This is a genomic window from Ramlibacter tataouinensis (assembly GCF_001580455.1).
GTDB lineage: Bacteria > Pseudomonadota > Gammaproteobacteria > Burkholderiales > Burkholderiaceae_C > Ramlibacter > Ramlibacter tataouinensis_B.
On the sequence record NZ_CP010951.1, the window covers coordinates 592,974 to 614,578 of the forward strand.

Consider the following 21,605-nt stretch of genomic DNA (forward strand, 5'->3'; position numbering starts at 1 on the left):
CCAATTTTCGGATTCCAATTTCGGCCGCGCGCCCTCACCCCAGCCCTCTCCCGGAGGGAGAGGGAGTAAGAAGGGCACTCTCCCGGCGTAAGGGGGAGAACTGCCCCCTAACGCGCGCCGGCGGCGGCCAGCATCTCCGCGATCGCCTTTTGGCCCCGCTGCCTCGCGTGCGCCAGCGGCGTCACGCCTTGGCGGTCCGCGATGTTGAGGTCGGCTTTTCGCGCGACGAGCATGCGAACGATCTCGGTGTGGTCGGGGCCGCCGTCGCCCAGGATCACCGCTTCCAGCAGCGCGGTCCACCCGAGGTTGTTGACGTGGTTCACGTCGATGGCCGTGGTGAGCAGCAGGCGCACCGTCTCCACATGCCCGTGGTGGCAGGCCGGGATCAACGCGGTGCCGCCATAGCGGTTGGTGCTCTTGAGGTCGGCACCGGCGGCCAGCGTGGCGCGCACGATCTCGGTGAGACCGCTGGCGCCGGCCAGCAGGAAGGCGCTGTCGCGCTGGTTGTCCTGGGCATTGACGTTCGCACCCCGGGCGATGAGCGCGCGCACGACCTCGACGTGGTTGCCGGCGGTGGCGGCCAGCACGGCCGTGCGGCCGTTGGCATCACGCTGCTCGATGTCGGCGCCCGCGCGCAACAGGGTCGCGACCTGCTGCAGCTCGCCACGCCCGGCCGCTCCCACCAAGGGCGCAATGCCCTGGCCGGCGCCGGCCATCGGGAAGGCTGCGGCGCCCGCAGCCAGCAGGACGCGCCGGCTCAGGCCGCCCTCGCGATCATGCATTCCACTTGCCATTCATGCCCCCACAGGAAACGCATGGTAGCGGCGGCTGCGCTCAGCACTTCAACTGGCTGAATCGCTTTTGCGCGGCGTCAATCGACGCCCGTGCCTCGGTCGCCTCGTCGGGGCGCACGGTGCGCTTCAGGCGCTCCTGCTCGAACGGGATCTTGGTGTCCAGCCGCTTGCACTCGTCCTGGTCGGATTCAGGCAGGTTCACGCGGCGGCGACGGACGGTGAACTCCTCTTCGGTTTCACCCGGCAGCCGGCGCGCGATTCCGGTCGGGGTCTTTTTCCCCGCCGGGGCCTGGTATTCCTCGGTGTTGACCTTCCTTTGCGAGCACGGGTGCTGCGAGTACGAGTTGGGCCCGCACTTGTAGGCCTCGTTGTCGGCGGCCGCGGGCCCGCCCGCGCCCAAGGCGCCCATCACGCACGCACCCGCGACGATCCACTTTGCTCCCACTTTTTGCTCCCGGAAAACAGCTGAGCTTGATCCTAGGCAAGCCGCCTTGCCTCAGCTGTTGCCAATGGAAACGTGGTGTAAGCGCCGTGGCCCGGCCGCAGCGCCCGGCTCAGCCAAACGCACCCTTGTGGCGCTCGCGCAGCTCGCGCTTGAGCAGCTTGCCGCTCGGGTTCTTGGGCAGCGCGTCCACGAACACCACCGCCTTGGGCGCCTTGAAGCCGGCCATGTGGGCGCCGCAGTGATCGAGGATCTGCTGCTCGCTCAGCTCCTGCCCCGGCTTGCGCACGATCACAGCCACCACGGCCTCGACCCAGCGGGGATGCGGCACGCCGATCACGGCCACTTCGCTGACGGCGGCGATACGGTAGATCATTTCCTCGACCTCGCGGCTGGCCACGTTCTCGCCGCCGGTCTTGATCATGTCCTTCTTGCGGTCGACCACCGTGATGTAGCCCTCGGCATCGATGGTGGCGAGGTCGCCGCTATGGAACCAGCCGCCCTCGAACGCGGTCCGGGTGCGCTCCTCGTCGTTGAAGTAGCCCAGCATCAGGTGTGGCGAGCGGTGCACGATCTCGCCGACCTCGCCGGGCCGGACGTCCTGCATGCGGTCGTCGACCACGCGCGTTTCCACGTTCAGCACCGCGCGACCGCAGGAGCCGGGCTTGGTCAGCTGCTCCTCGGGGCCGAGCATGGTCGCCAGCGGCGCGATCTCGGTCTGGCCGTACAGGTTCCAGAAACCGACCTGCGGCAGCCGCCGCGCCAGCTCGCGCAGCACCTCCACCGGCATGATGCTGGCGCCGTAGTAACCCTTGCGCAGCTTCGACAGCTCGGTCTGGTCGAACAGCGGCGAGCGCAGCAGCGAGATCCACACCGTGGGCGGCGCGAAGAAAGAGCTGATGCCCCACTTCTGCAGCAGCGGCAGCAGGTTGTCCGGGGTGGGCTTGGCGGTGACGATGCTGGTGGCGCCCACGTATACCGCGGGGCCGAGGAACACGTCGAGCTGGGCGCAGTGGTACAGCGGCAGCGCGTGCAGCATCACGTCGCCCTGCGCGATGCTGGCATCCACCGCGCAGCTCGCGTACTGCCAGATGATGGCGTCGTGCGTGAGCATGGCGCCCTTGGGCATGCTCTCGGTGCCGCTGGTGTAGACGATCTGCGCCAGGTCGTTGCTGCCCAGCGCCATCGGCGGCGGCTCGCCCTGCGTGCGAGCAAGCTCATCGAAGGAGAGCATGCCTTCGACCGGCTGCGTGGGCTCTTCCGAGGGCAGCCAGACGAGCTGCTTCACGGCGGTGTCCTGCTGCGCGGCGGCCCGGGCCAGTTCGGCCAGGCCCGAATCGGTGGCGAGCATCTGCGCCTGCGCATGGCGCAGGATGTAGGCCACCTCGTCGGCCTTGAGCATGAAGTTGATCGGCACCAGCACCGAGCCCAGGCGCGCCAGCGCGAAGCGCAGCGCGGCAAAGGCGTGCGAGTTGCGCGCCAGCACGGCGACACGGCTGCCGTGCGCGATGCCCTGCTGCGCCAGGCCGGCCGCCACGCGGTCCACCACGGCATCGAACTCCGCAAACGTCCAGCTGGTGGCTCCGCAGATCAGCCCGGGCTTGTCCGGGAAGCGCTTGGCTGTGCGATGCAGCAGATCGGCCAGCGTCTGCCGGCGGACGACGGAATCCATGGGCTTGTCTCCGTGACTGATGTGCCTGCAGTATGTCACTGCATGGCAACGGCATGTGCAGGCATCAACGTCGTCCGACAGACGAGCCGATTCAGCGAGGCAAAGTGGTGGGTTCGGTACTGGGTCCCAGGCCGCAGGAGCAAATCAATGAAGCAACCTTCGCTTTCCCTCATCGGCGGCCTTCTCGGCGGCCTGGCAGCCGGCGCGCTGGCCATGTATTACCTCGATACGCGAAGCGGTGCGCGCCGCCGCGCGGTGGTGCGCGACAGGCTGGTGTCGACCAGCCATGACCTGAGCTACAAGGCCCAGTCCAAGAGCAAGCGCGCCATCGGCCGTCTCAAGGGGATGTGGATCACGCACCGGCTGGACCGCGTGAGCCACGCACAGCCAAGCTCCGACCAGCAGTTGCGCGACCGCATCCGCTCGCGGCTGGGCCGCGTGGTGCGCTACCCGAAGGCGGTGGAGGTCGAGGTCGAACGAGGCCAGGTGCGCCTGCACGGGCACGTGCTGCGCCGGGAGATGGAAGATCTTTGCCGCGAGGTGCTGCGCATGGCCGGCGTGCGCGAACTGCACAGCGAGCTGAAGGCGCACCAGACGCACGACGAGATCTCCAGGCTGTACAGCCACGCGCAGCCGCCGCGGCAGGAAGCGCGCCCGGCGGTCGCCGCTGTGCACTGAAAGCGCCCCCACCCCAACCCTCCCCCGGTTGGGGAGGGAGCGACCGGAAGCGGCGGCCCGCTGGGGACGCCTGGGATCGCCGGTCAGGACGGCTTCACTTCTCCGCCGCTCACCATCCACGAGGTGCCGAAGCGGTCGGTGAGCATGCCGAAGGCCTTGGCCCAGAAGGTCGGGCCGATCGGCATGGTGACCGTGCCGCCCTCGGCCAGCATGTCGAACTTCTGCTTGGCCTCCTCGGGGCTCTCATAGAACAGCGACAGGGAAAAGCCCTGCATCGGCTTGTGCTCGCCCACGGGGCTGTCCGAAGCCATCAGGTTGCGGTCGCCGACCATGATGCTGGAGTGCATGATCCGGTTCTCCGAGCCGGCCGGGCACTGCCCTTCCGGCGACTCCGAATACTTCATCATCATCTTCAGCGTGCCGCCCGTGACGCGCTCGTAGAACTTCATGGCCTCGGCGCATTGGCCGTCGAAAAAGAGATAGTTGTCGAGCATGGGGGTGGACATGGGGTGCTCCTTTCGAAATCGATTCTGCCCCGGCGCCTGCCCGGCCTGTGTGACAGAAGCCTGCCCTTCAGAACTTCGTGTAGCCGCCGTCGATCAGGAATTGCTCGCCGGTGGCGTAAGCGGATGCGTCGCTCGCCAGGTAGACCGCGATGCCGCCGAAGTCTTCGATGCGGCCCCAGCGGCGCACCGGGATGCGCGGCAGCACGGCATCGGCGAACTTGCTGTTGTGCACCGACTTCTCGGTCATGTCGGTTTCGATCCAGCCCGGCAGGATGGAATTGACGCGGATCCTGTGCCGGGCCAGTTCCACAGCCAGCGCGCGCACCATCGATGTCACCGCGCCCTTGGACGCGCCATAGTGGCTGTTGCGCGCCGCGCCCTCCACCGCCGCAGTGCTGGCCGTGGCCACCAGCGAGCCGCCCTGCCCGTGCTGCGCCATGTGGCGGGCGGCGGCGCGGAAGGTGAGGAACACGCCCTCCACGTTGACGCGCTGCACGCGCCTGAATTCCTCCAGGCTCATCTCGGTGAGCACCACGCCCTTGCTGGACACGCCCGCGTTGGCAAAGCAGGCGTCCACGCGCCCCAGCGCCGCCACCGATTGCGTGAAGGCGGCCTCCACCTGCGCCTCGTCGCCGACGTCGCAGACAAAGGCATGCACGCGCGACGCATCGCCGCAGTCCTGCGCGAGTTGCAAGCGGGCGCGCTGCGTCTTCTCGGCGTTGGAGCCCCAGATCGCCACCGATGCGCCGGCCGCCAGCAGCGCGCTGGCCATGCCGTAGCCGATGCCGCCGTTGCCGCCGGTCACCACGGCCGCGCGGCCGGTCAGGTTGAAGGGTTGGTACATCGGTTCTTTGTTCCCGTGAGTTGAACGTTCAGGGCGTGATCAGGGCGCGGCCGTCGCTGCCCCGGCGGGCGGCAGCGGTGGCGCGGTCTTGCGCCGCCCGTACAGTTCCACCGCGCACGCGCCTATACCCGCGAAGGTCACCAGCGCCAGCAGGATACCGCCGGCCACCGGCACCCAGGCCAGCAGCAGCACCATCAGCAGCGCCAGTGCGAACCAGCCGATCGCGGTGCCGAAACCGGGAGGCTCGTCCCGGCGCAGGGGCTTGAAGACCAGGCGGCCGATGAAGAGCGTGCCCACCACGAAGCCGGCCAGCAGCAACACCGGATACAGCGCCAGCACGATGAAGCCCAGCGGGATGCCGAGCAGGGTGACGAACAGCAGCACCGCCAGCACCGGCGCCGCGAACACGGTGGCGAAACCGATGCCGAGCGACACCCAGGGCGTGCTGCGGATGCGTTCCGGCGCCTGAGTGCTGAAGACCGGCGCGACCAGCAGCAGCAGCGCGCCGCAGGCGAGCAGCCCCAGGTACGACAGGATGCCGCCCACGATGCCGGTGCCGCGGCGCTCGTAGTGCCATTCGCCGCGGTGCGGGTTCCACTTGCCCGGCATGCTGGCCGCCTGCGATGGACGCTTGCTGTCGGCATCGCGCGTGACCGCGCCGCCCACCGTGGCGCCCGGGGCCTGCTTCAAGACGGCCGGCGACTTGTAGCGCAAGGCGCCGCCGATCTTCGCGGCGGGGCCTAGTTCGACCTGGGCGGCGGCCACGTCCACGTCGCCGCGCACTTCGCCGTTGATCGTGATGCTGTCGCCGCTGCCCTTCAGGCCGCCCTCGATGCGGCCCTCGACGCTGATGTTCGCGCCGTGCATGCGGGCCGAGCGCGCGATCACCGCGCCGCGTCCCAGCGTGATGTTGGCGCCGGCGGCGAACAGCTCGCCGCCCACGGTGCTGTCCACGCTCACGTCGCCGCCGCTGGCGCGCAGGTCGTCGCCGATGGGCGCGCGCACGTCGACCGTGCCACCGACCAGGGTGGCGTCACCGCCGATGCGCTGGTCGATGACGACGCGCCCGCCCGCCGCCACGAAATCGCCCTGCACCGGCCGCGCGGGCCGCACGTGCCCGCCGGCGGTGTAGACATTGCGCTCGGTCTCGAAGGTGGCCGCGGGCTGGCCCTGGGCCCGGGCGATCGAGACGAAGCCGGCGCAAAGGACCGGCGCCAGCACGAGCAGGCTTGCGAGGCGCGCGCCGCGGTTGGGGGACAGGCGCATGGATGACCTCCCTGTCGATGCCAGCCGTGCGCGCCGCGCCACCGGGCGCGAGCCTTGCGGCTGCATGGCCATGATAGGGACTTGCGCGCAACCTGTGCCATGCGCCCGGGTGCTCAGCCTTAGCCTTCGATACTGGCCTTGAGCCGGCCCAGCGCCGCCTCCCATTGCCGGCCGATGATCTCCAGCGACTGGCGGGCTTGCTCGAGCTGCGCTGGATCGAATTGCCACAGCCGCTCGCGCCCGGCCCGCAGGTCGTGCACCAGGCCCGCATCCGCCAGCACCTGCAGGTGCTTGGTCACGGCCTGCCGGCTGATGTGGGTGTGTGCGGTGAGCTGGGCGATCGAAAAGGCGCCGCCCGCGCACAGCAGGGCGACCAGCCGCAGCCGGGTGGCGTCCCCCAGCGCGAAGAAGACCGGCGCCAGCTCGGCCGGCGAGCGGGACGGCGCAAAAAGTCCGACCGCGGCCTCAGGGGGATTCGGCGACATGGCGGCGCACGTTTTCCATCTGGGCGTCCCAGCCGCCGCTGTTCATGCGGAAGGCCTCGGCGCGCCGCTGCGGCGGCACCTTGTCGAAGCCGGACTCCACCACGGTGAGCAGGGTGCCGCCGGCCGGCGCGTCCGTGAGCGTGAAGGTGACGAGCGCCGGCTCTTCCTGCGAGTAGTCGACCGCCGGATCGACCGCATAGGGGTGCCAGCGGAAGGACAGCAGTTCCTGCGCCTGCACCCGTTCGACAACCACCTCGAACATGAGGTGCTCGTAGCTGGGATAGGTGATCGGGCCCCGCGCGCGCTGCCCAGGCGCGAAGCTCTGGCCCTTCAGGTTCACGCCGAACCAGTTGCCGAATTCCTCGGCCTGGGCCAGGGCGCGCCACACGCGCTGGCGCGGCGCATCGATGATGACGCTGCGCTCGATGCGATCGGTATCGGATGAGTTCATGCCGTACTCCTTGGCGGTGTTCCAGTCGCCATTGTGCAACCATACGGTTGCTCTTGTGAGCTCATCCATATCAACAAGTAACGCCGAGCTACGGGGGGTTGCGGACCGGCGCTTGCTGCGTATGCTTGTCGCATGCATCGGGATGGGCTTTGTGGGCCGCTCGGTGAAGCCACCCACCTGAAATACTGATGAGCGCCGGTCCCAGCGCGCAGGCCACCCCGCTGCGCCTTCGCCTCTTGCTACTCGCTGCAAGCGGGCTCCTGCCTTTCTTCGTGCTCGTGGTCTGGGGCCTGAACCAGCTCATCGACGAACGGCGCGTCCAGCAGGAACTCGCGGCCATCGAGATGTCGCGCGCGCTGGCCACCGCCGTCGATGCGGAGTTGCGCTCCACCATCACCCTGCTGGAGCAGATGAGCACCTCGGACGAGCTGGAGCGTGCCGACCTGCGAGCCTTCCACCAGAGTGCCGAGCGCATCTCGGACCAGCTCGGCTGGCGCAGCGTGGTCCTGAGCGACGGCGAAGGCCACGTGCTCTTTCGGTCGAACTATCCCTTCGGCTCCCAAGTCGAGCCGAAACCGATCGACCCGCAGAGCCTGGAACTGGTGATGCGGCTGCGGCTGCCGATCGTGTCGCAGGTGATCGAATCGCCCAAGGACGGCACCGACACCTTTGCGGTCAGGGTGCCCATCGTGCGCGGCGGCGAGCTGACCTACGTGATCACGGCGGTTCTGCCCACCGCCCGGATCGCCAGCGTACTGACCAGGCAGACCATTCCGCAGTCGACCATGGCCTCGGTGGTGGATCCCACCGGACGGCTGATCTGCCGCTCGCCTCCCACCGATAACTCGCACATCTCGGCCTCCCTCCGAAGCCTGCTCGAGCGCGGCGGCGCGCAGGGCGCGGGCATCGCCGCGACCACCGAAGGCGTGGAAAGCTATTCCGGCTACACCCGCCTCGACGAGGTGGACTGGACGGTGATCGTGGCCGCCTCGGTGGAGCACGCGAACAAGGGCTTCTATGCCTTCCTGCGTGCCATCGCGGTCGGGGTGGCCGCGTCGCTGGGACTGTCGGCGCTGCTGGCCTGGCTGCTGTCGCGCCAGGTCCTGGAACCGATCGGCCAGCTGAAGAAGGCCGCGCGAGCGCTGGGCCTGGGCCGGCCGGTGGAACTGCCGCACCTGCGCATCGAGGAACTGGACGAAGTGGCCGAGGCACTGAACAACGCGGCGGTGGACCGGGACAACGCCGATGCGGAACGCCAGCACGCCGCCGGCGAGCGCGAGAAGCTGGCGGCGCAGATCACCGAGGCACTGCGCATGGCGGAGGACGCCAACCGCAGCAAGGACCAGTTCCTGGCGATGTTGGGCCACGAGCTGCGCAATCCGCTCGCCCCCATCACCAACGCGGTCCAGCTCATGGCGCTCAAGGGGGACGAGAGCACGGCGCAGGAGCGGCACGTCATCGAACGGCAGCTGGTGCACGTGACGCGCCTGGTCGACGACCTGCTCGACGTGTCGCGCATCACCAGCGGGCGGTTGACGCTCAAGCGCGAGCAGGTGCCGGTGGCGCAGGTGCTGTCGCAGGTCGTGGATTCGATCCGGCCCTCGCTGTACCAGCGCACGATCACGCTGGACATCACGCCGCAGGCGCGTCAGGCCTGGGTCGCCGGCGACGAAGTCCGCCTGGTGCAGGTCTTCAACAACCTGCTGGTCAACGCCATCAAGTTCACCTCCCCCGGCGGCGCGATCGCCGTCCGGGCCATCGCGAGCGAGGACGAGGTTCGGGTGGACGTGACCGACACCGGGGTCGGCATGTCGCAGTCGGACCTCGAGCACGTGTTCGACCTGTTTTACCAGGCGCCGCAAAGCGCCGACCGCGCGCGCGGCGGCCTCGGACTGGGACTGCCGATCGTCAGGAGCATCGTGGACATGCATGGCGGGCGCGTGCACGCCGACAGCGCGGGCGTGCACCAGGGCAGCACTTTCACGGTGTGGCTGCCGCTGTGCGAGGCCCCGGCCCCGCACGAGGAGGTCGTGGCGCCGGCCGCGGCGCAAGGCACGGGCCGGGTGATGGTGGTGGACGACAACGAGGATGCCGCCGACACCTGCGCTGCCCTGCTGGAGATGAGCGGCTACGTGACGCGCGTGGCCTACACGCCCGAGGGCGCGCTGGAGGTGCTGCGCGACTTCACGCCCGATATCGCCATCCTGGACATCGGGCTGCCCGGCATGAGCGGCTATGAACTCGCGCGCGTCCTCAAGCGCTCAGGCTATGCGGGACGCCTGGTGGCCCTGACCGGTTACGGCCAGGCCTCGGACATGGCGGCTTCCAAGGCAGCGGGCTTCGACGCCCACCTCACCAAGCCGGTGAGCGCCCATGACCTGCTGGAACTGATCGGCAAGATCGCGACCGCCGGCTCCGCGGCCTCGCTGCGCGTGTGAAGCCCGGCCTAGCCGCGCGCGTCGGCGCCGCCCTGGTCGCCGGCATCGCCACCGTGCAGCACCAGCGTGACGAGCAGCGCGCTGTCGGTGCGGGCCCGCAGGCCGTGCCGCTGTTTCGCCGGCAGCAGCATCAGGTTGCCCTCGCGCAGTTGGCGGATGTCCGAGCCCATCACCACTTCGACCACCCCCTCCAGGCAATGCAAGGTGCACTCCTCGTCCACTTGATGTTCGGGCACGTCCTTGTGCGCCGGCAGCACCATGTGCAGCAGCTGCAGCCGCTGCGTCTTGATGAGGCTGGTGCTGACCGCCTCGTGCAGCTTCGGCCCCAGGGGGCCGACGTTGATGATGTCCAGGTGTTCGGCATGCGGCAGGGCCATGGGGTGTCAGCCTCCTGTTCGCAGGCTAGCCCTTTGCGGCGGCGCCGCATGTCAGCCGGCGCCGCATTCCTCAGGCACGGCCGCACGTGGTAATTTCCTGCGCATGAAGTCCCTAGCCCGCCTGCCGGCCACCACCGGGCTGCTGCTCTTGCTGTCCACCGCGCTGTCGCCGGCCGGGGCCACCGGGGTCGAAGGCCTGTGGTGCGGCACCGGCCTGCTGCATGAATTCAGCCTGGACCTGACCCAATCCTCGCCCGAGGAGGTGACCGGCACGCTGGCGCGCAAGCAGCGCAAGCGCGAGCTGCACGGCCGGCTCGAGGGCAATGTGCTGCGCACCCAGTCCACCAAGGTGGGTTCGCTGGTGCTCGAACTCGACGGCGGCAACCTGCGCATCATCGGCGGTGACGGTCCGCTCGCCCTGGCCAAGGGCCTGGCATTCATCCGCGCCAGCGGCGCCGCCTGCGAACGCGGATCCTGAGGCCCTTTCCGCGCAAAAGCGAAGTCGGCTGACATCCGCCGGCCGGGCTAGCCCTTCAAATGGGCTCAAGCAACTTTTGAGGAGCAGTCATGTCCCAGCATGCCCTTATTCGCGGCGCGGTGGAGTTCCGAGCCGGCGACGGTGTGATGTTGCCGGTGCCGGATGGCCCGGTCGAGATCGAGGTCGCCGACGACAGCGTCACCCTGAGCTGGCATGAAGGCCGCGCCGCCAGCACCACGGCAATCACGCGCGACGAGTTCGAGCGCTACGTGCGCGAGGGCAAGATCCGCCTGGAGGATCACTGACCGCGTCGGTCGCCAACGGCGCCGGTCACTGGCGGCGCCGGCGCTGCCGGCTCAGCCATTTCGTGCCGCGTTGCGCTTGCGGGTCGCAGCCGCCTTCTTCGCGGAGGCGGAGCGCTGCGCGGGCGTGCGGGCTGCTGCCGCCCGGCCGCCCAGCTTTCCACCCTTTTTCGATGGGCCGGTGTCCATGGCCTTGCCGCGTCCGGACCCGCTCTTCTTGCCACCGCCGGTCTCTTTGTTGACCGTGGCCCAGGCGCGGCGTTCGGCTTCCTGTCCACCGACGCCCCGCTTCTCGTAGCCTTCCTCGATGTGTTCGGCCATGCGTTTCTGCTTGTCCGTGTAGGCCGATTTGTCGCCGCGTGGCATGGAGCCCTCCTTTGCTGCGAATGGTGATGACTGCGTTGTAAGCCCCGCGCGCGGGTCCGCGAGGTAGGAGGCTGGATGGGCCTCTTGTGGGAACCGCCCGAAGCGGCGCTTGCAGGCTCCGGCTCAGGCATGATCCCTCCATGCCTTCCGCCACGCTGCTGCCCTGGGCCTGGGTGCCGATCGTGCTGGCCGCCGCGCTCGCGCAGACCGCGCGCAACGCCGCGCAGCGCTCGCTGGTGGCGCGCGCAGGCACCTGGGGCGCCACGCTGGCGCGCTTCCTGTACGGCCTGCCGTTCGCGGCCCTGTGCGTCGCGTTGCTGCATGCGCTGCCCGCCACGCAGGGCCCGGTGCCACCGTTCCACGCCGGCTACTTCGGCTGGCTGATGCTGGGCGCCTTCGGACAGTTGGCCGCCACGGCCGCCATGCTGGTGGCCATGAAGCAGCGCAACTTCGTGGTCGGCGTCGCCTGGTCCCGGACCGACGCGCTGCAGGTGGTCCTGTTCGCGGGCCTGTTCCTGCACGAGGTTCCGCGCTGGGTCGTCATCGCAGCCATCGTGCTGGCCACCGCCGGCGTGATCATGCTGTCGCTGCCGCGCAAGGCCGCGGCCGCGCAGGCAGGCGGGGGCGGCGCCGGGGCCGCGGTCCTGTATGGACTGGCGTCGGGTGCCGGCTTCGCGCTCTCGGCCGTGGGCTATCGCGGTGCGGCGCTGGAGCTGCCCGGTGTCTCGCCCTGGCTGGTCGGCGCCTGGGGCGTGCTGTGGGCGCAGGCGGTGCAAACCCTGGCGCTCGGTGGCGGGCTCGCCCTGCGCGCGCCGCAAGCGCTGCGCGCGGTGCTGCAGGAGTGGCGGGTGTCCAGCGTGGCCGGTTCGGCCGGGGCGCTGGCTTCGCTCGGGTGGTTCACCGCCTTTGCGCTGACGTCGGCCGCCAATGTGCGCGCGCTGGGGCTGGTCGAAGTTCTCTTCAGCTATCTCGTCTCACGCCGCCTGATGAAGGAGAGTCTCGCGCCCGCGGAGCATGCGGGACTGGTGCTGATGGTGGTGGGGCTGGTGGCCCTGTGCGTCAGCTAGGCGCGCACACCGCAGCCCACGGCGGGTGCGCGCGAACGCGAATCAATCGGCGCTGGGCTTGTCGTCGTTCGCAGCCTCGGGCAGCGTGAAATTGCGTATCGGTTGCGCCATCGCCTGCTCGCGCGCGGTCAGGCGCTGCGCCCAGACCTGGCAGGCAAGATCTTCATCATCGCGGTCGTCGAATCGCGCATTCCAGACGTCTGCCTGCGATTCAATTTTGTCGGTGGACATGCGGGCTCTCCAGGAATCTTGGGGCGATTGTCAGCCGCCTCTGCTGCACCCCCACGTAGGACCACGCCCTGTGCTGCCCGGCCGTTACGCGGGCAGCAGCCCGACAGGCTGAGCCAACGCAGCCCGGCCGTTGCGTCGCTTTCTTTCTGATGCCCTCAGAAATCGGGCGTGGTGTCGCCCACCAGCCGGTAGGGCGGCGGCCCCTGGGTGCCGACCATCAGCAGGTTCGCCACGCCCAGGACGTCGTCCACCAGCGCCACCGCCTGCTGCAGTGCGTCGGCCTGCTCCTTCGACTGCACGCAGCCCATCAAGGTCACCATGCGGGCCGCGCCCACCACCCAGACGCTGGTGTCCGCGAAGCGTCCGTCCTCGCGGATGTAGAGCGACACGCGCGGGATGATCTCGCGGTCGTAGAGGTAGGCATTGGGCAGCCGGCAACGGCCCACGCGATAGCAGCTGCCGCCCATCTGCGTACGCCCATGGGCGGCGCGGCGCACGCTGTCTGCGGTGACGTAGGGGCCGCGCGGCACCGGGCATGCGGCCATGGCAGCCGTCACCTGCACGAAGGGATCACCGAGCAGGTTGCCGGCCTCCTGCGCTGACGCCACCGCCGGCAGCGCGGCCAGGAGCCATGCGGACAGAACGGAGGTCCTCATCCCCGGCATTGTGCGCGCCGTCCTACAGCGCGTGTCCGCGCGGGCTGCCACGATGACTCTGTTGCCCGCCTCCAGCCAGGAGCCTTCATGCAGGAAATCCCGTTTCGCACGCTGCTCTACCGTTATTTCTTCTTCAGCTGGCTGTACAAGGACGTGACGCGCGGCAATGTCGTGGAGCGCGCGGCGGCGCGGCGCTGGAACCGCGAGCATGCCCACTGGCTGCTCAAGTACATGGCCCGCTGGCTCTGGTGCGGGCTGGTCTTCTACGGGCTCGGGGGCTTCGTGGAATGGGTGCTGGAGGCGCCGCAACTGTCGGTGCTGTTCTACATCCCCAGCGCCCTGAGCGTGCCGGTGAATGCGGTAATCGGCGCGGCCTGGGTGGGCCTGAAAGTGCTGCCCGCCGCGCTCTGAACGGTCACAAGGGCCGGGTCAGGTAGACCAGTTCGCGCCCGGGGATCGGCGCGCGCGCCGGCATGAAGATGGTGCAGCCCTCGCAGAGCGAGCGGATCTCGTCGGCGCCGTCGGTCGCGATCAGCTCGCCTTCGGCGAAGGTCTCCATGCCGATCAGCGGCCGGACGAAGCGCATCTGTTCGGTCTTGATCACGGGCGTGGCCAGCAGTTCGAAACGCCGCGCGGGGCGCGGCGCGGCCCAGGCCGGATCGGCATCGACCAGGCCGAAGTGGGCGAGGAAGCGCAGGGTCACTTCCATCGCCATCTCGGCGCTGGCCTGCTGGAAATGCTGGCCGCATTCCACCACCAGCGCCACGCCGTCGTGCGTGGCCTGGCCGTGCCGGCCGTGCTGGATCAGCGGCGTGCCGGTGTTCAGGCCCTGCGGCATCACCAGATGGACCTCGGGCACGCCGACCGCGAGGGCCGCCGCGGCGTTGCGTTCGAAACCCGGGTACACCCAGAACGGCTGCACAGGCTGCGCCGTGGAGTGGATGTCCAGGATGTGGTCGGCCGCCGCCACGACCGGACGCAGCGCGCGGGCGCGCTGCAGCTCGGGGCTGTCTTCCGTGCCTTCCAGCCACTGCGGCGACCAGATGCGGTTGAGGTTGTGGACCAGCATGCGGCTGGCGAAGGGGTCGTCCCGGCGGAAGGACTCGTAGGCCTGGACGTTGGCGAAGCTCACCGTGAGCGTGCCCGCCTGGGGCCGCACGCCCGCATCCAGCAGGTGCGTGGCGGCGACCATGCCGCAAAACTCGTTGCCGTGGGTCAGCGCATTCACCAGCACGTGCGGTCCGGGCCGGCCGGACTCGAAGCGATGCACGTAATCGATCCCGGTATTGCCGGCGCGATAGGACTCGAGGTCGCGCGGCAGCAGTTCGAAAGCGATGTCGTCGGGGTTCTGGCTCATGGGCGCCGAGCATACGCCCAATGCCGTGCCAGCGCTTTGGCGAAGGGCATAGGGACAGCCCCTTAACCCATCACGTGCTCGATCATGTCCACCACCAGGCGCATGCCCTTGGAGACCAGCAGGATGTCGTCGCCAGCGCGCAGGTACTCGTAGCCCGAGGGCGGCGGCGGCAGCTGCGACAACAGCGCCTCCGGCACGGGGAAGGTGTCCACGGATTTCTGCAGCGGCTGGCCCACCGCCCAATAGCGGCCCTCGACCGGGGGCTTGCAGGGCTTGCCCGCACCAGCGCGCGCCATGCCTTCCGGGCAATCCTTGCCCTTCGCATAGCGCTGCGAGTAATAGCGCTTGGCAGCCTGGCGTTGATCGTCGGTGAAGAAGCCTCCCAACCGGACCCCGTAGCCGGCGGTCGTGCCGGCTGACGGCGAGGGCGCGGCCTGCGATGCTGCTGGCGAAGCCTGCTTCTGCTGCGCGCCGCCCGGCCAGGCGGCCGCTGCCAGGGCCGCGAAGACCAGCCACCGGGCCGAATGCATGCAGAAGTACATGGCGGACTCCCTGATCGAAGTCCCCACTTTCATGCCCGGCTCAGGCGCGGGCTGTAGGACGCATGCCAAAACGAAGGGGCGAAAAAAAGCAGCGCCCAAGAGCGCTGCCTTGCCTGACCAGGGAGAGGATCAGAACACGTTCAGCATGATGTCGACCACCGTGTTGCCGCGCATCAGCGTGATGTCGGCGCCGACGCGTCCGTAGCGGTAGCCGACGGGCGCCGGCGGGAGCTGGACCAGCACCGGCTGGGGCACCGCATAGACGGTCACGCCCGTGGGGATCGGCTGGCCCACGACCCAGGTACGGGCATGTCCGGGCGGCACGCAACCGTTGTGCTTCTTGGCCAGGCCCGGCGGGCAGCGACCATGACCGTAGTGCTCGACGTAATAGCGATGGACGACCTCGCGATGCTGGTCGCTGAAGCGGCCGCGGTAACGCCGGTCGTCGTCATCGTGGTCGTGCTTGTCGTGCCCATGCCCGTGCCCGTGCTTGTACTCGTGTTTGTCGTGCTTGTCGTGTTTGTCGTGCCCGTGGTCCTTGGCCAGGGCCGGGGCGGCGAGTGCGGCGGTGCAGGCCAGCGCTGCCAGGACGCGAATGGATGGGTTCATTTGTCAGCTCCGTTGAGTCTGCTTTCCAGCTCAACGGGAAGTATCGGCCAACCGCTGACCTGCTTCCTGAAAGATCAGGCAGCAGTTGTAACCGCTTGGTACTTCAGACCGAGGCCAGTGCCGGCGCGATGGCTGCCTTGTTCAGGCCCAGGCGCTCGGCCGAGGTGTACTGCTGGCGCCAGGCTTCGAACGGGAGTGCGTCCGCGGCCTCGATCGCGCGCTGCTCGCGCACCGATTCCGCCGACAGTGCCGCGAACTTCGCATCCAGCGAGGCCGGGAACGGCAGCGCGAGGAGCTTGGCCTTGGTCTGTTGCGACTGGGCGCGCGAAAACGCGACGAAGGAACTGGCGTAGTCCCGTTGCATCACGTCCAGCACGCGGGCCGAGGGCAGCAGGTGCGGCTCTTCGAGCTGGCCCTTCGCCGCGCGCAGCGCATCGCCGTAGTCGCTGGTGCCGACGGCGGCATCCAGCATGGCAGCGATCGGCTCGAACTCGCGCAGCAGTTCCGCGCCCCAGTTCACGAGCTCGACCTCTTCGCCATCGCGCTCGAGCATCAGGCCGGGCTCGCGGCCGTAGGCAGCGGTCTTGTGCTGGTTGCTGCCCAGCGCGGCGATTTCGGCCGGCGTGTCCGGCGGACTGTCGGCCAGCAGGCAATGCAGCAGGAAGATGTCGAGAAAGCGCACGTTCTGCAGCGTGATGCCGACTGGCACGAAGGGGTTGAGGTCGAGCAGACGCACCTCGACGTACTCGACGCCGCGCTCGCGCAGGGCGTGCAGCGGACGCTCGCCGGCGCGGATCACGCGCTTGGGGCGGATGGTGCCGTAGAACTCGTTCTCGATCTGCAGCAGCGTGGTGGCGAGCTGGTTGTACTCGCCGCCCGGGTTCACGATGCCGATCGATTCGTAGGCCGGGTAAGGCCGGGTCAGGGCCTCGTGCAAGGAGGCGGCATAGCCTTCGAGGCCGTTGTAGCTGACGGCCAGGCTGGCCTGCGCCTCGCTCTGGTAGCCCAGGCGCCCCATGCGCAGCGAGGTGCCGTAGGGCATGTACATGGTGCCGGCGGACAGCGACTCCAGCATGTGCTGGCGCCCCGCGACGAAGCTGGAACACACCGCCGGCGACGCGCCGAACAGGTACAGCAGCAGGAAGGCGTGCCGCCGGAAATTGCGGATCAGCGCGAAATACTCTTCGCTGCCCACGCCCGGCAGCGACCAGTTGTAGTGGATGCCCGAGATGGTCTGCATGCGCCGGCCATAGCGGTGCGCCAGGCCCATGCGGTAGACGCTCTTGGCGCGGCCCACGTTCGAGGGGCCGTAGCTGCCGATCGGGATGTTCTCGTCGGCGGGCAGCACGCAGGGCATGCTGGAGACCCACATCATCTCGTCGCCCAGTGCGCGGTAGGTGAACTGATGCACCTGCATCAGCTCCTCCAGGCAGGTCTCGGGCGTGGCATGGACCCCGGTGATCAGTTCGAGCTGGGATTCGCTGTAGTCGGTGGTGATGTTGGGGTGGGTCAGGGCCGAGCCCAGCGCCTTCGGGTGCGGCGTCATGGCCAGCGCCCCGTCCGGCATGGCGCGCAGGCTTTCCTTTTCGATGCCGCGGCGGATACCCTTCAGCCGATCCGGCGTGAGGGCGTGAAGGCGCGCCTGCAGGTTGTTCATTTGGGACCGGATCTCGTTCTTTTCTCGCTCGAAGGGCCGCACGGTAGCACGGCCAGCGTTTTTCCGCTTTTACCCAGGTCAAGGCCGAATCTGGTAGGAAAAATGATGGGCTGGCAGAATGGGCCACCTGCCACCTGCCAGCGCCACAAGAGGAGAAGAAGATGGCCGTGACCGTCCATATCGACCTGGGCTACGAATTCGAGGTGAAGGCCAAGGCGGCCGACGTGTTCGAGCTGCTGGCCGACGTCCCGGCCTCGGTCTCGCATTTTCCCAAGGTCCAGCAACTCACCGACCTGGGCGACGGCGTCTACAAGTGGGAAATGGAAAAGGTCGGCACGGCCCAGGTCGGCATCCAGACCGTCTACGCCAGCAAGTACAAGAGCGACAAAGCCAAGGGCACGGTGAGCTGGACGCCGGTCAAGGGCGTGGGCAACGCCCTGGTCGGCGGCCACTGGAAGATCAAGGACAACAAGAAGTCCACCCACCTCGAACTGAAGATCGACGGCGACATCACCCTGCCCTTCCCAGCGCTCATGTCCATGGTGGTGAAGCCGGTGGTCGAGGGCGAGTTCGAGAAGCTGGTGGACAAGTACATCGCCAATCTGGTCAAGCAGTTCGGCGGCGAGGTCTGAATCTTGGCTGCCCCCCGCTGGGTGAGGGTGGCTGTCGGCTCCCTCCCCTACCGGGGGTTGGGGTGGGGGCGCTTTCGTAGTTTCGGAGCGCCCCCATCCCCGCCTTCCCCCGGAGGGGAAGGAGTCAAACCCTATGCCAGCACCTTGAGCAGCCAGGCGTTCAGGTCCTGGATCTCCTCCATGCACACGGAATGAGGCATCGGGTAGTCATGCCACTCCACGTCGTGACCGAGCGCGCGCAGCGCATCGCGCGAGGCCTCGCCGGCGGACATCGGCACCACATCATCGTGCCGGCCGTGGGCCATGAAGATCGGGGTGAGCGCGTTGGCGTCGCTGCGTTCCGCGGCGGTGGTGTGCGCCAGCGGCAGGTAGCCGGAGAGGCCGACGATCCCGGCCAGCCGCTCGCGATGCCGCAGGCCGGTCAGCAGCGAGAGCGCGCAACCCTGCGAGAAGCCGCCGAGGACGATGCGCCCGGCCGGCGTGCCGCGCGCCTTTTCGCGCTCGATGATTTCCTCCACCTGCGCGAGCGAACGGCGCAGGCCGGTCTCGTCCTGGCGCTGGCGCAGGTCCGGGCCCAGCACGTCGTACCAGGCGCGCATGCGAAAGCCGCCGTTGATGGTGACCGGCATCACCGGGGCGTGCGGGAAGACGAAGCGCACCGCGCCGGCCGCCTCGAGCCGCAGCTCCTGCGCCAGGGGCACGAAGTCGGTGCCGTCGGCGCCCAGGCCGTGCATCACGATGATGCTGGTCGCCGGCTGCGGCGCGGTTTCGATGTCGATCGTTTCTAGCACTGCCATTGGGGACTCGTTTCGAAGGAGGGACGAAAGCGGCCAGCATAGCGCGGCAAGTGGCGTGCGACCCGTCCGACAGCCGCTTGGCCCCTTTCCTACAGCAACCCGTCCGCGTGCCACGCAAACTGAAAGCGCAAAGGAACTTGCCTATGCAAATACAAGTGAATACCGGCAATGGCATTGCGAACAAGGATGCCCTGGAACGTTGGGCCGCCGCCTACCTCAACGACACCTTGGGGCGCTTTCGCGAGGAACTCTCACGCATCGAGGTGCAGCTGACCGACGACAGCCGGGGCAAGAAGGGCGATGACCGCCGCTGCATGCTCGAGGCCAGGCTGAACGGCCATGCGCCGATCGCCGTGAACCACAACGGCGAATCGATGGACGATGCCTTCCGCGGCGCCACGGTCAAGCTCATTCGCGCGCTGGAACGCACGCTGGGCAAGCTCGACCGGCACGAGCATCGCGCCCGTCACACCATCCGCAAGGACGCCCAAGAGCCGGCGGATACGGCCGCCGACTCAAGCTGAGTCCCGGCTGGCGCGCTACGGCGCCCAGCTTCCAGCCCAAGCCGAACGGTTGGTGACCGTTCGGCCTGATTTGTCCTGTCCGCAGCTGCCTGTCAGTTGCGATCGGTGCGGGCCGGCTTCTCTTCCGGCGGGGCGCCCATCGTGGTGGTGGGCGCAGGCTCAGGCGCGGCAGCGACGGACTCAGGCGCAGGCGCCACCGCAACCGGTTCGGGCCGGGGCAGTATCGAAATCACCGCGGTCGGGATCGGCCGGGACCACGGCGGCAGACCGGTTTCACCCATTCCGGTGTGGAAGGTGCTCTGTTGGCCGGCGCCGATCGACGCATCCGGCGCGCGGTTGTTTGGCGGATTGCTCTGCGCGATCGCCAGGCCCAGGGCGCCCGCGGCGGTAAAGCCGCACGCAAGTCCCACGACTCTCTTCAGCTTGCTCATGAAGACACTCCAGAGGTTGATGTTGGTATGGGTGTGACGTGGGCATCTCGGCGCCCTCGTGAAGCCTAGTTTTCGAAAGCGGTGCCCATGTCAGGTCTCGCCTGCAACGCCTGTCGGATGGAGACCGACAAGGCGAATCGGATGCGGCCTGCGCTCACCCCGAGCTTGCGGATGTGCCCGCGCTTCATGAGGTCTGCCCGACCGTGCTAGCCTCGCGGCATGGAACTGAACCTGGAAGCACTGGACCAGCCGGCTCGGGACTCGGCCACCGTCGTGATGCTGCGCGACGGCGCGCAGGGACTCGAGGTGTTCCTGGTCAAGCGGCATGGCCTGTCGGATGTGCTGGGCGGCGCCTATGTGTTCCCCGGGGGCAAGGTCGATGCCACCGACGCGCTGGCCGCCCGCAGCCTCGATGCGGCGGGCGCCGAGCTCAGGGTCGCGCTGGCCGAACCCGGGCTGGCGGACGAGGCGGTGGCAGCCCTGTACTTCGCGGCCCTGCGCGAGCTGTTCGAGGAAACCGGCGTGCTGCTGGCGCAGGGCGCTGGCGCGGCCGAGGCGGAGATCGCCTGGCGCATGATGCGCGAAGGGCGCGCGCTCGACGAGGTGCTGGCGCCCATGGCCCTGCAGCTGGCGGCGACGCGCCTGCAGCCCTGGTCGCGCTGGATCACTCCGGTTGTGGGCGGCGTGGTTCGCAAGCGCTTCGACGCCCGGTTCTTCCTGGCGCGCGCGCCCGAAGGGCAGACGCCCCGTCACGACGAACACGAGGCGACCGAGAGCTGCTGGCTCACCCCGCGCGAGGCACTGCGGCAGTACTGGGAAGGCGAGATCGAACTGGCGCCGCCGCAGATCATGAGCCTGGCGCACCTGTCGCGGCATGCCGGCGTGGACAGCGCGATGGCCGAGGCGCGGGCGCGCACGCCGCCGCTGGTTGAGCCCGAGCCGTTTGAACTGCAGGGCGTGCGGGTCATCTGCTATCCGGGCGATGAGCGGCATTCGGTGCGCGCGCGCGCCCTCCCCGGTCCGACGCGGCTGCACTGGCGCGGCGGGCGCTTCGAGCCGGAAGGCGGGCTGGCGGACCTGTTCGCCGACGCCTGAGTTCGACGGAAACGAGCCGGAGCCTGCCTACAACGATTCGCGGTCCCGGCTGGCGGCAAGGACGGGACGCCGAACCAAACTCCTTTGTTGCTGGCCGGGGCCGCGCGCCACAAAGACAGGTATCGGGCTTTCGCCGCCCGCGAAACGCAAGAACATTGTCCAGCGGGCCCCGCCGCACCGGCCCCCTCCGCCGGATCACTGGTCCTTGAACGCGGCGTCGGTGTCGGCTTCCGGCAGGGCCGCGCTTTCAGGCATCACATAGACGACGGCTCGGCCTTGGCCGAGCCATCGCTGCACCACCTGCTCGTAGAAGGGCACCGGCACCACCACGCACCCGAGCGAGACGCGCCGCTCTTCGGGACTGGACGCTGCCAGCAGCGCCAGGTGGGTGTCGCGGCTGCGTCCCGGCCGCACGCGATGAATGGCGAAGGCGCTGTCGTAGTGGATCCAGATCACATGCTCGCCGGACAGATTGCGACCCGGCTTCGATACGAAGCGGCCCGCGGGCGTCGTGCGTTCGACCAGGGGCACCTTCCCCGATTGCGCACGTTCGCCCACGCCCTGGGTGATCTCATCGCCGCGGGCCTGGCCGAGAAGAACCGGCGAGGCGCCTCGCAGCCGTCCCAGCCTGTCGAACACATGGATCGACGCCTGACGCTTGTCGACCACGGCAAAAGGCCGCGACTCGTGTTCGCCCGTGTCCGTGACCCGGCGGGCAAGTTCGAGCGCATCGCGCGAAGGCTCCGCGGCACGATCCCGCTGTTCTTGCGTTGGTCTCTCGTGCGCGGGCGCGGCGATGGCGCAGGCCGCGGCCAGCCAGCCGGCGACCAGTACCTTGCCCAGACAGGCCATTGATGCCCCCTCTGTGGAGGCGGACATGGTACCGACGAGTCAGCGGGCTGCAACCG

The 21,605-nt window shown here is 68.8% G+C and carries 28 protein-coding genes; 9 read left to right on the plus strand and 19 right to left on the minus strand.

The window, feature by feature from the left end; translation table 11 throughout:
- Nucleotides 1-107: 107 nt before the first annotated feature.
- The 3 genes from UC35_RS02825 to UC35_RS02835 all read right to left on the minus strand — a co-directional run bounded on the left by UC35_RS02825 (nucleotide 108) and on the right by UC35_RS02835 (nucleotide 2,908).
- The gene (locus UC35_RS02825) at nucleotides 108-782 is read right to left on the minus strand and encodes an ankyrin repeat domain-containing protein (RefSeq protein ID WP_173861244.1); all 675 of its coding nucleotides are present in this window, start codon (nucleotides 780-782) and stop codon (nucleotides 108-110) included.
- A gap of 52 nt (nucleotides 783-834) precedes the next feature.
- A complete protein-coding gene (locus tag UC35_RS02830; RefSeq protein WP_145979316.1) occupies nucleotides 835-1,239 on the minus strand; it encodes a hypothetical protein in 405 nt (134 codons plus the stop codon).
- A 109-nt stretch (nucleotides 1,240-1,348) separates the two neighbouring features.
- The gene (locus UC35_RS02835) at nucleotides 1,349-2,908 is read right to left on the minus strand and encodes an acyl-CoA synthetase (RefSeq protein ID WP_061495982.1); all 1,560 of its coding nucleotides are present in this window, start codon (nucleotides 2,906-2,908) and stop codon (nucleotides 1,349-1,351) included.
- A gap of 147 nt (nucleotides 2,909-3,055) precedes the next feature.
- On the opposite strand from UC35_RS02835, the gene UC35_RS02840 reads away from it, so the two are divergent.
- Nucleotides 3,056-3,586 (plus strand): BON domain-containing protein, encoded by a 531-nt coding sequence (locus tag UC35_RS02840; protein WP_061495984.1) that lies wholly within the window; start codon nucleotides 3,056-3,058, stop codon nucleotides 3,584-3,586.
- Between the two features lie 83 nt (nucleotides 3,587-3,669).
- Here the strand turns inward: UC35_RS02840 and UC35_RS02845 are convergent, their stop codons facing one another.
- The 5 genes from UC35_RS02845 to UC35_RS02865 form a co-directional block, all read right to left on the minus strand.
- The gene (locus UC35_RS02845) at nucleotides 3,670-4,092 is read right to left on the minus strand and encodes a VOC family protein (protein ID WP_082792577.1); all 423 of its coding nucleotides are present in this window, start codon (nucleotides 4,090-4,092) and stop codon (nucleotides 3,670-3,672) included.
- Between the two features lie 67 nt (nucleotides 4,093-4,159).
- The gene (locus tag UC35_RS02850; RefSeq protein WP_061495988.1) at nucleotides 4,160-4,936 is read right to left on the minus strand and encodes an SDR family NAD(P)-dependent oxidoreductase; all 777 of its coding nucleotides are present in this window, start codon (nucleotides 4,934-4,936) and stop codon (nucleotides 4,160-4,162) included.
- Between the two features lie 39 nt (nucleotides 4,937-4,975).
- Nucleotides 4,976-6,202 carry a bactofilin family protein gene (locus UC35_RS02855; RefSeq protein ID WP_061495990.1) on the minus strand — a complete coding sequence of 409 codons (1,227 nt, stop codon included), beginning with the start codon at nucleotides 6,200-6,202 and terminating at the stop codon, nucleotides 4,976-4,978.
- A 119-nt stretch (nucleotides 6,203-6,321) separates the two neighbouring features.
- A complete protein-coding gene (locus UC35_RS02860) occupies nucleotides 6,322-6,687 on the minus strand; it encodes an ArsR/SmtB family transcription factor (protein WP_061495991.1) in 366 nt (121 codons plus the stop codon).
- Entirely contained in the window at nucleotides 6,668-7,138 is a 471-nt protein-coding gene (locus tag UC35_RS02865; RefSeq protein WP_061503651.1) for an SRPBCC family protein, read from the minus strand. Before UC35_RS02865 ends, UC35_RS02860 begins: the two co-directional genes overlap by 20 nt.
- Nucleotides 7,139-7,326: 188 nt before the next feature.
- Between UC35_RS02865 and UC35_RS02870 the strand changes: the two genes are divergently transcribed.
- On the plus strand, nucleotides 7,327-9,576 hold the full coding sequence (locus tag UC35_RS02870; protein WP_061495994.1) for an ATP-binding protein: 2,250 nt from the start codon (nucleotides 7,327-7,329) through the stop codon (nucleotides 9,574-9,576).
- Nucleotides 9,577-9,584: 8 nt separating this feature from the next.
- On the opposite strand, the gene UC35_RS02875 is transcribed toward UC35_RS02870, so the two are convergent.
- Nucleotides 9,585-9,953, minus strand: coding sequence for a cupin domain-containing protein (locus tag UC35_RS02875; RefSeq protein ID WP_061495996.1), 369 nt, complete (start codon nucleotides 9,951-9,953; stop codon nucleotides 9,585-9,587).
- A 103-nt stretch (nucleotides 9,954-10,056) separates the two neighbouring features.
- Here UC35_RS02875 and UC35_RS02880 point away from each other — a divergent pair, with 103 nt between their 5' ends.
- On the plus strand, nucleotides 10,057-10,431 hold the full coding sequence (locus tag UC35_RS02880; RefSeq protein WP_061496001.1) for a hypothetical protein: 375 nt from the start codon (nucleotides 10,057-10,059) through the stop codon (nucleotides 10,429-10,431).
- Nucleotides 10,432-10,520: 89 nt separating this feature from the next.
- Nucleotides 10,521-10,736, plus strand: a complete 216-nt coding sequence (locus UC35_RS02885) for a hypothetical protein (RefSeq protein ID WP_061496004.1) — start codon at nucleotides 10,521-10,523, stop codon at nucleotides 10,734-10,736.
- Between the two features lie 51 nt (nucleotides 10,737-10,787).
- Here UC35_RS02885 and UC35_RS02890 read toward each other — a convergent pair whose 3' ends face one another.
- On the minus strand, nucleotides 10,788-11,099 hold the full coding sequence (locus tag UC35_RS02890; RefSeq protein ID WP_061496006.1) for a hypothetical protein: 312 nt from the start codon (nucleotides 11,097-11,099) through the stop codon (nucleotides 10,788-10,790).
- 140 nt (nucleotides 11,100-11,239) lie between these two features.
- On the opposite strand from UC35_RS02890, the gene UC35_RS02895 reads away from it, so the two are divergent.
- On the plus strand, nucleotides 11,240-12,166 hold the full coding sequence (locus UC35_RS02895) for a DMT family transporter (RefSeq protein ID WP_061496008.1): 927 nt from the start codon (nucleotides 11,240-11,242) through the stop codon (nucleotides 12,164-12,166).
- A gap of 42 nt (nucleotides 12,167-12,208) precedes the next feature.
- Here the strand turns inward: UC35_RS02895 and UC35_RS02900 are convergent, their stop codons facing one another.
- The gene (locus UC35_RS02900) at nucleotides 12,209-12,397 is read right to left on the minus strand and encodes a hypothetical protein (protein ID WP_061496011.1); all 189 of its coding nucleotides are present in this window, start codon (nucleotides 12,395-12,397) and stop codon (nucleotides 12,209-12,211) included.
- Nucleotides 12,398-12,552: 155 nt separating this feature from the next.
- Nucleotides 12,553-13,053: a BON domain-containing protein gene (locus UC35_RS02905; RefSeq protein ID WP_145979317.1), complete on the minus strand. Its 501-nt coding sequence runs from the start codon at nucleotides 13,051-13,053 to the stop codon at nucleotides 12,553-12,555.
- Nucleotides 13,054-13,140: 87 nt separating this feature from the next.
- Between UC35_RS02905 and UC35_RS02910 the strand changes: the two genes are divergently transcribed.
- Nucleotides 13,141-13,464 carry a hypothetical protein gene (locus UC35_RS02910; protein WP_061496014.1) on the plus strand — a complete coding sequence of 108 codons (324 nt, stop codon included), beginning with the start codon at nucleotides 13,141-13,143 and terminating at the stop codon, nucleotides 13,462-13,464.
- 4 nt (nucleotides 13,465-13,468) lie between these two features.
- Here the strand turns inward: UC35_RS02910 and UC35_RS02915 are convergent, their stop codons facing one another.
- The 4 genes from UC35_RS02915 to gshA all read right to left on the minus strand — a co-directional run bounded on the left by UC35_RS02915 (nucleotide 13,469) and on the right by gshA (nucleotide 17,218).
- Entirely contained in the window at nucleotides 13,469-14,410 is a 942-nt protein-coding gene (locus UC35_RS02915; protein WP_061496016.1) for a succinylglutamate desuccinylase/aspartoacylase domain-containing protein, read from the minus strand.
- Nucleotides 14,411-14,472: 62 nt separating this feature from the next.
- Nucleotides 14,473-14,952: a hypothetical protein gene (locus tag UC35_RS02920; protein ID WP_061496018.1), complete on the minus strand. Its 480-nt coding sequence runs from the start codon at nucleotides 14,950-14,952 to the stop codon at nucleotides 14,473-14,475.
- A gap of 129 nt (nucleotides 14,953-15,081) precedes the next feature.
- A complete protein-coding gene (locus UC35_RS02925) occupies nucleotides 15,082-15,561 on the minus strand; it encodes a hypothetical protein (protein ID WP_061496021.1) in 480 nt (159 codons plus the stop codon).
- Nucleotides 15,562-15,664: 103 nt separating this feature from the next.
- On the minus strand, nucleotides 15,665-17,218 hold the full coding sequence (gene gshA / locus UC35_RS02930) for a glutamate--cysteine ligase (protein WP_061496022.1): 1,554 nt from the start codon (nucleotides 17,216-17,218) through the stop codon (nucleotides 15,665-15,667).
- Between the two features lie 161 nt (nucleotides 17,219-17,379).
- On the opposite strand from gshA, the gene UC35_RS02935 reads away from it, so the two are divergent.
- Nucleotides 17,380-17,850: an SRPBCC family protein gene (locus UC35_RS02935; RefSeq protein WP_061496024.1), complete on the plus strand. Its 471-nt coding sequence runs from the start codon at nucleotides 17,380-17,382 to the stop codon at nucleotides 17,848-17,850.
- Between the two features lie 131 nt (nucleotides 17,851-17,981).
- Here UC35_RS02935 and UC35_RS02940 read toward each other — a convergent pair whose 3' ends face one another.
- Entirely contained in the window at nucleotides 17,982-18,647 is a 666-nt protein-coding gene (locus UC35_RS02940; RefSeq protein WP_061496025.1) for an alpha/beta hydrolase, read from the minus strand.
- 143 nt (nucleotides 18,648-18,790) lie between these two features.
- On the opposite strand from UC35_RS02940, the gene UC35_RS02945 reads away from it, so the two are divergent.
- On the plus strand, nucleotides 18,791-19,171 hold the full coding sequence (locus tag UC35_RS02945) for an HPF/RaiA family ribosome-associated protein (protein WP_061496027.1): 381 nt from the start codon (nucleotides 18,791-18,793) through the stop codon (nucleotides 19,169-19,171).
- Between the two features lie 92 nt (nucleotides 19,172-19,263).
- Here UC35_RS02945 and UC35_RS02950 read toward each other — a convergent pair whose 3' ends face one another.
- Nucleotides 19,264-19,602, minus strand: coding sequence for a hypothetical protein (locus UC35_RS02950; protein WP_061496029.1), 339 nt, complete (start codon nucleotides 19,600-19,602; stop codon nucleotides 19,264-19,266).
- Between the two features lie 219 nt (nucleotides 19,603-19,821).
- Here UC35_RS02950 and UC35_RS02955 point away from each other — a divergent pair, with 219 nt between their 5' ends.
- Nucleotides 19,822-20,697: an NUDIX hydrolase gene (locus tag UC35_RS02955; RefSeq protein ID WP_061496031.1), complete on the plus strand. Its 876-nt coding sequence runs from the start codon at nucleotides 19,822-19,824 to the stop codon at nucleotides 20,695-20,697.
- A 195-nt stretch (nucleotides 20,698-20,892) separates the two neighbouring features.
- Here UC35_RS02955 and UC35_RS02960 read toward each other — a convergent pair whose 3' ends face one another.
- Nucleotides 20,893-21,549, minus strand: a complete 657-nt coding sequence (locus UC35_RS02960) for a L,D-transpeptidase (protein WP_145979319.1) — start codon at nucleotides 21,547-21,549, stop codon at nucleotides 20,893-20,895.
- Nucleotides 21,550-21,605: the final 56 nt, after the last annotated feature.

Bases quoted from the DNA above. Each gene is read 5' to 3' on its own strand.
- UC35_RS02825 (WP_173861244.1), bottom strand. From the start codon at position 782: ATGCATGATCGCGAGGGCGGCCTGAGCCGGCGCGTCCTGCTGGCTGCG.
- UC35_RS02835 (WP_061495982.1), bottom strand. From the start codon at position 2,908: ATGGATTCCGTCGTCCGCCGGCAGACGCTGGCCGATCTGCTGCATCGC.
- UC35_RS02840 (WP_061495984.1), top strand. From the start codon at position 3,056: ATGAAGCAACCTTCGCTTTCCCTCATCGGCGGCCTTCTCGGCGGCCTG.
- UC35_RS02845 (WP_082792577.1), bottom strand. From the start codon at position 4,092: ATGTCCACCCCCATGCTCGACAACTATCTCTTTTTCGACGGCCAATGC.
- UC35_RS02850 (WP_061495988.1), bottom strand. From the start codon at position 4,936: ATGTACCAACCCTTCAACCTGACCGGCCGCGCGGCCGTGGTGACCGGC.
- UC35_RS02855 (WP_061495990.1), bottom strand. From the start codon at position 6,202: ATGCGCCTGTCCCCCAACCGCGGCGCGCGCCTCGCAAGCCTGCTCGTG.
- UC35_RS02860 (WP_061495991.1), bottom strand. From the start codon at position 6,687: ATGTCGCCGAATCCCCCTGAGGCCGCGGTCGGACTTTTTGCGCCGTCC.
- UC35_RS02865 (WP_061503651.1), bottom strand. From the start codon at position 7,138: ATGAACTCATCCGATACCGATCGCATCGAGCGCAGCGTCATCATCGAT.
- UC35_RS02870 (WP_061495994.1), top strand. From the start codon at position 7,327: ATGAGCGCCGGTCCCAGCGCGCAGGCCACCCCGCTGCGCCTTCGCCTC.
- UC35_RS02875 (WP_061495996.1), bottom strand. From the start codon at position 9,953: ATGGCCCTGCCGCATGCCGAACACCTGGACATCATCAACGTCGGCCCC.
- UC35_RS02880 (WP_061496001.1), top strand. From the start codon at position 10,057: ATGAAGTCCCTAGCCCGCCTGCCGGCCACCACCGGGCTGCTGCTCTTG.
- UC35_RS02885 (WP_061496004.1), top strand. From the start codon at position 10,521: ATGTCCCAGCATGCCCTTATTCGCGGCGCGGTGGAGTTCCGAGCCGGC.
- UC35_RS02890 (WP_061496006.1), bottom strand. From the start codon at position 11,099: ATGCCACGCGGCGACAAATCGGCCTACACGGACAAGCAGAAACGCATG.
- UC35_RS02895 (WP_061496008.1), top strand. From the start codon at position 11,240: ATGCCTTCCGCCACGCTGCTGCCCTGGGCCTGGGTGCCGATCGTGCTG.
- UC35_RS02900 (WP_061496011.1), bottom strand. From the start codon at position 12,397: ATGTCCACCGACAAAATTGAATCGCAGGCAGACGTCTGGAATGCGCGA.
- UC35_RS02905 (WP_145979317.1), bottom strand. From the start codon at position 13,053: ATGAGGACCTCCGTTCTGTCCGCATGGCTCCTGGCCGCGCTGCCGGCG.
- UC35_RS02910 (WP_061496014.1), top strand. From the start codon at position 13,141: ATGCAGGAAATCCCGTTTCGCACGCTGCTCTACCGTTATTTCTTCTTC.
- UC35_RS02915 (WP_061496016.1), bottom strand. From the start codon at position 14,410: ATGAGCCAGAACCCCGACGACATCGCTTTCGAACTGCTGCCGCGCGAC.
- UC35_RS02920 (WP_061496018.1), bottom strand. From the start codon at position 14,952: ATGTACTTCTGCATGCATTCGGCCCGGTGGCTGGTCTTCGCGGCCCTG.
- UC35_RS02925 (WP_061496021.1), bottom strand. From the start codon at position 15,561: ATGAACCCATCCATTCGCGTCCTGGCAGCGCTGGCCTGCACCGCCGCA.
- gshA (WP_061496022.1), bottom strand. From the start codon at position 17,218: ATGAACAACCTGCAGGCGCGCCTTCACGCCCTCACGCCGGATCGGCTG.
- UC35_RS02935 (WP_061496024.1), top strand. From the start codon at position 17,380: ATGGCCGTGACCGTCCATATCGACCTGGGCTACGAATTCGAGGTGAAG.
- UC35_RS02940 (WP_061496025.1), bottom strand. From the start codon at position 18,647: ATGGCAGTGCTAGAAACGATCGACATCGAAACCGCGCCGCAGCCGGCG.
- UC35_RS02945 (WP_061496027.1), top strand. From the start codon at position 18,791: ATGCAAATACAAGTGAATACCGGCAATGGCATTGCGAACAAGGATGCC.
- UC35_RS02950 (WP_061496029.1), bottom strand. From the start codon at position 19,602: ATGAGCAAGCTGAAGAGAGTCGTGGGACTTGCGTGCGGCTTTACCGCC.
- UC35_RS02955 (WP_061496031.1), top strand. From the start codon at position 19,822: ATGGAACTGAACCTGGAAGCACTGGACCAGCCGGCTCGGGACTCGGCC.
- UC35_RS02960 (WP_145979319.1), bottom strand. From the start codon at position 21,549: ATGGCCTGTCTGGGCAAGGTACTGGTCGCCGGCTGGCTGGCCGCGGCC.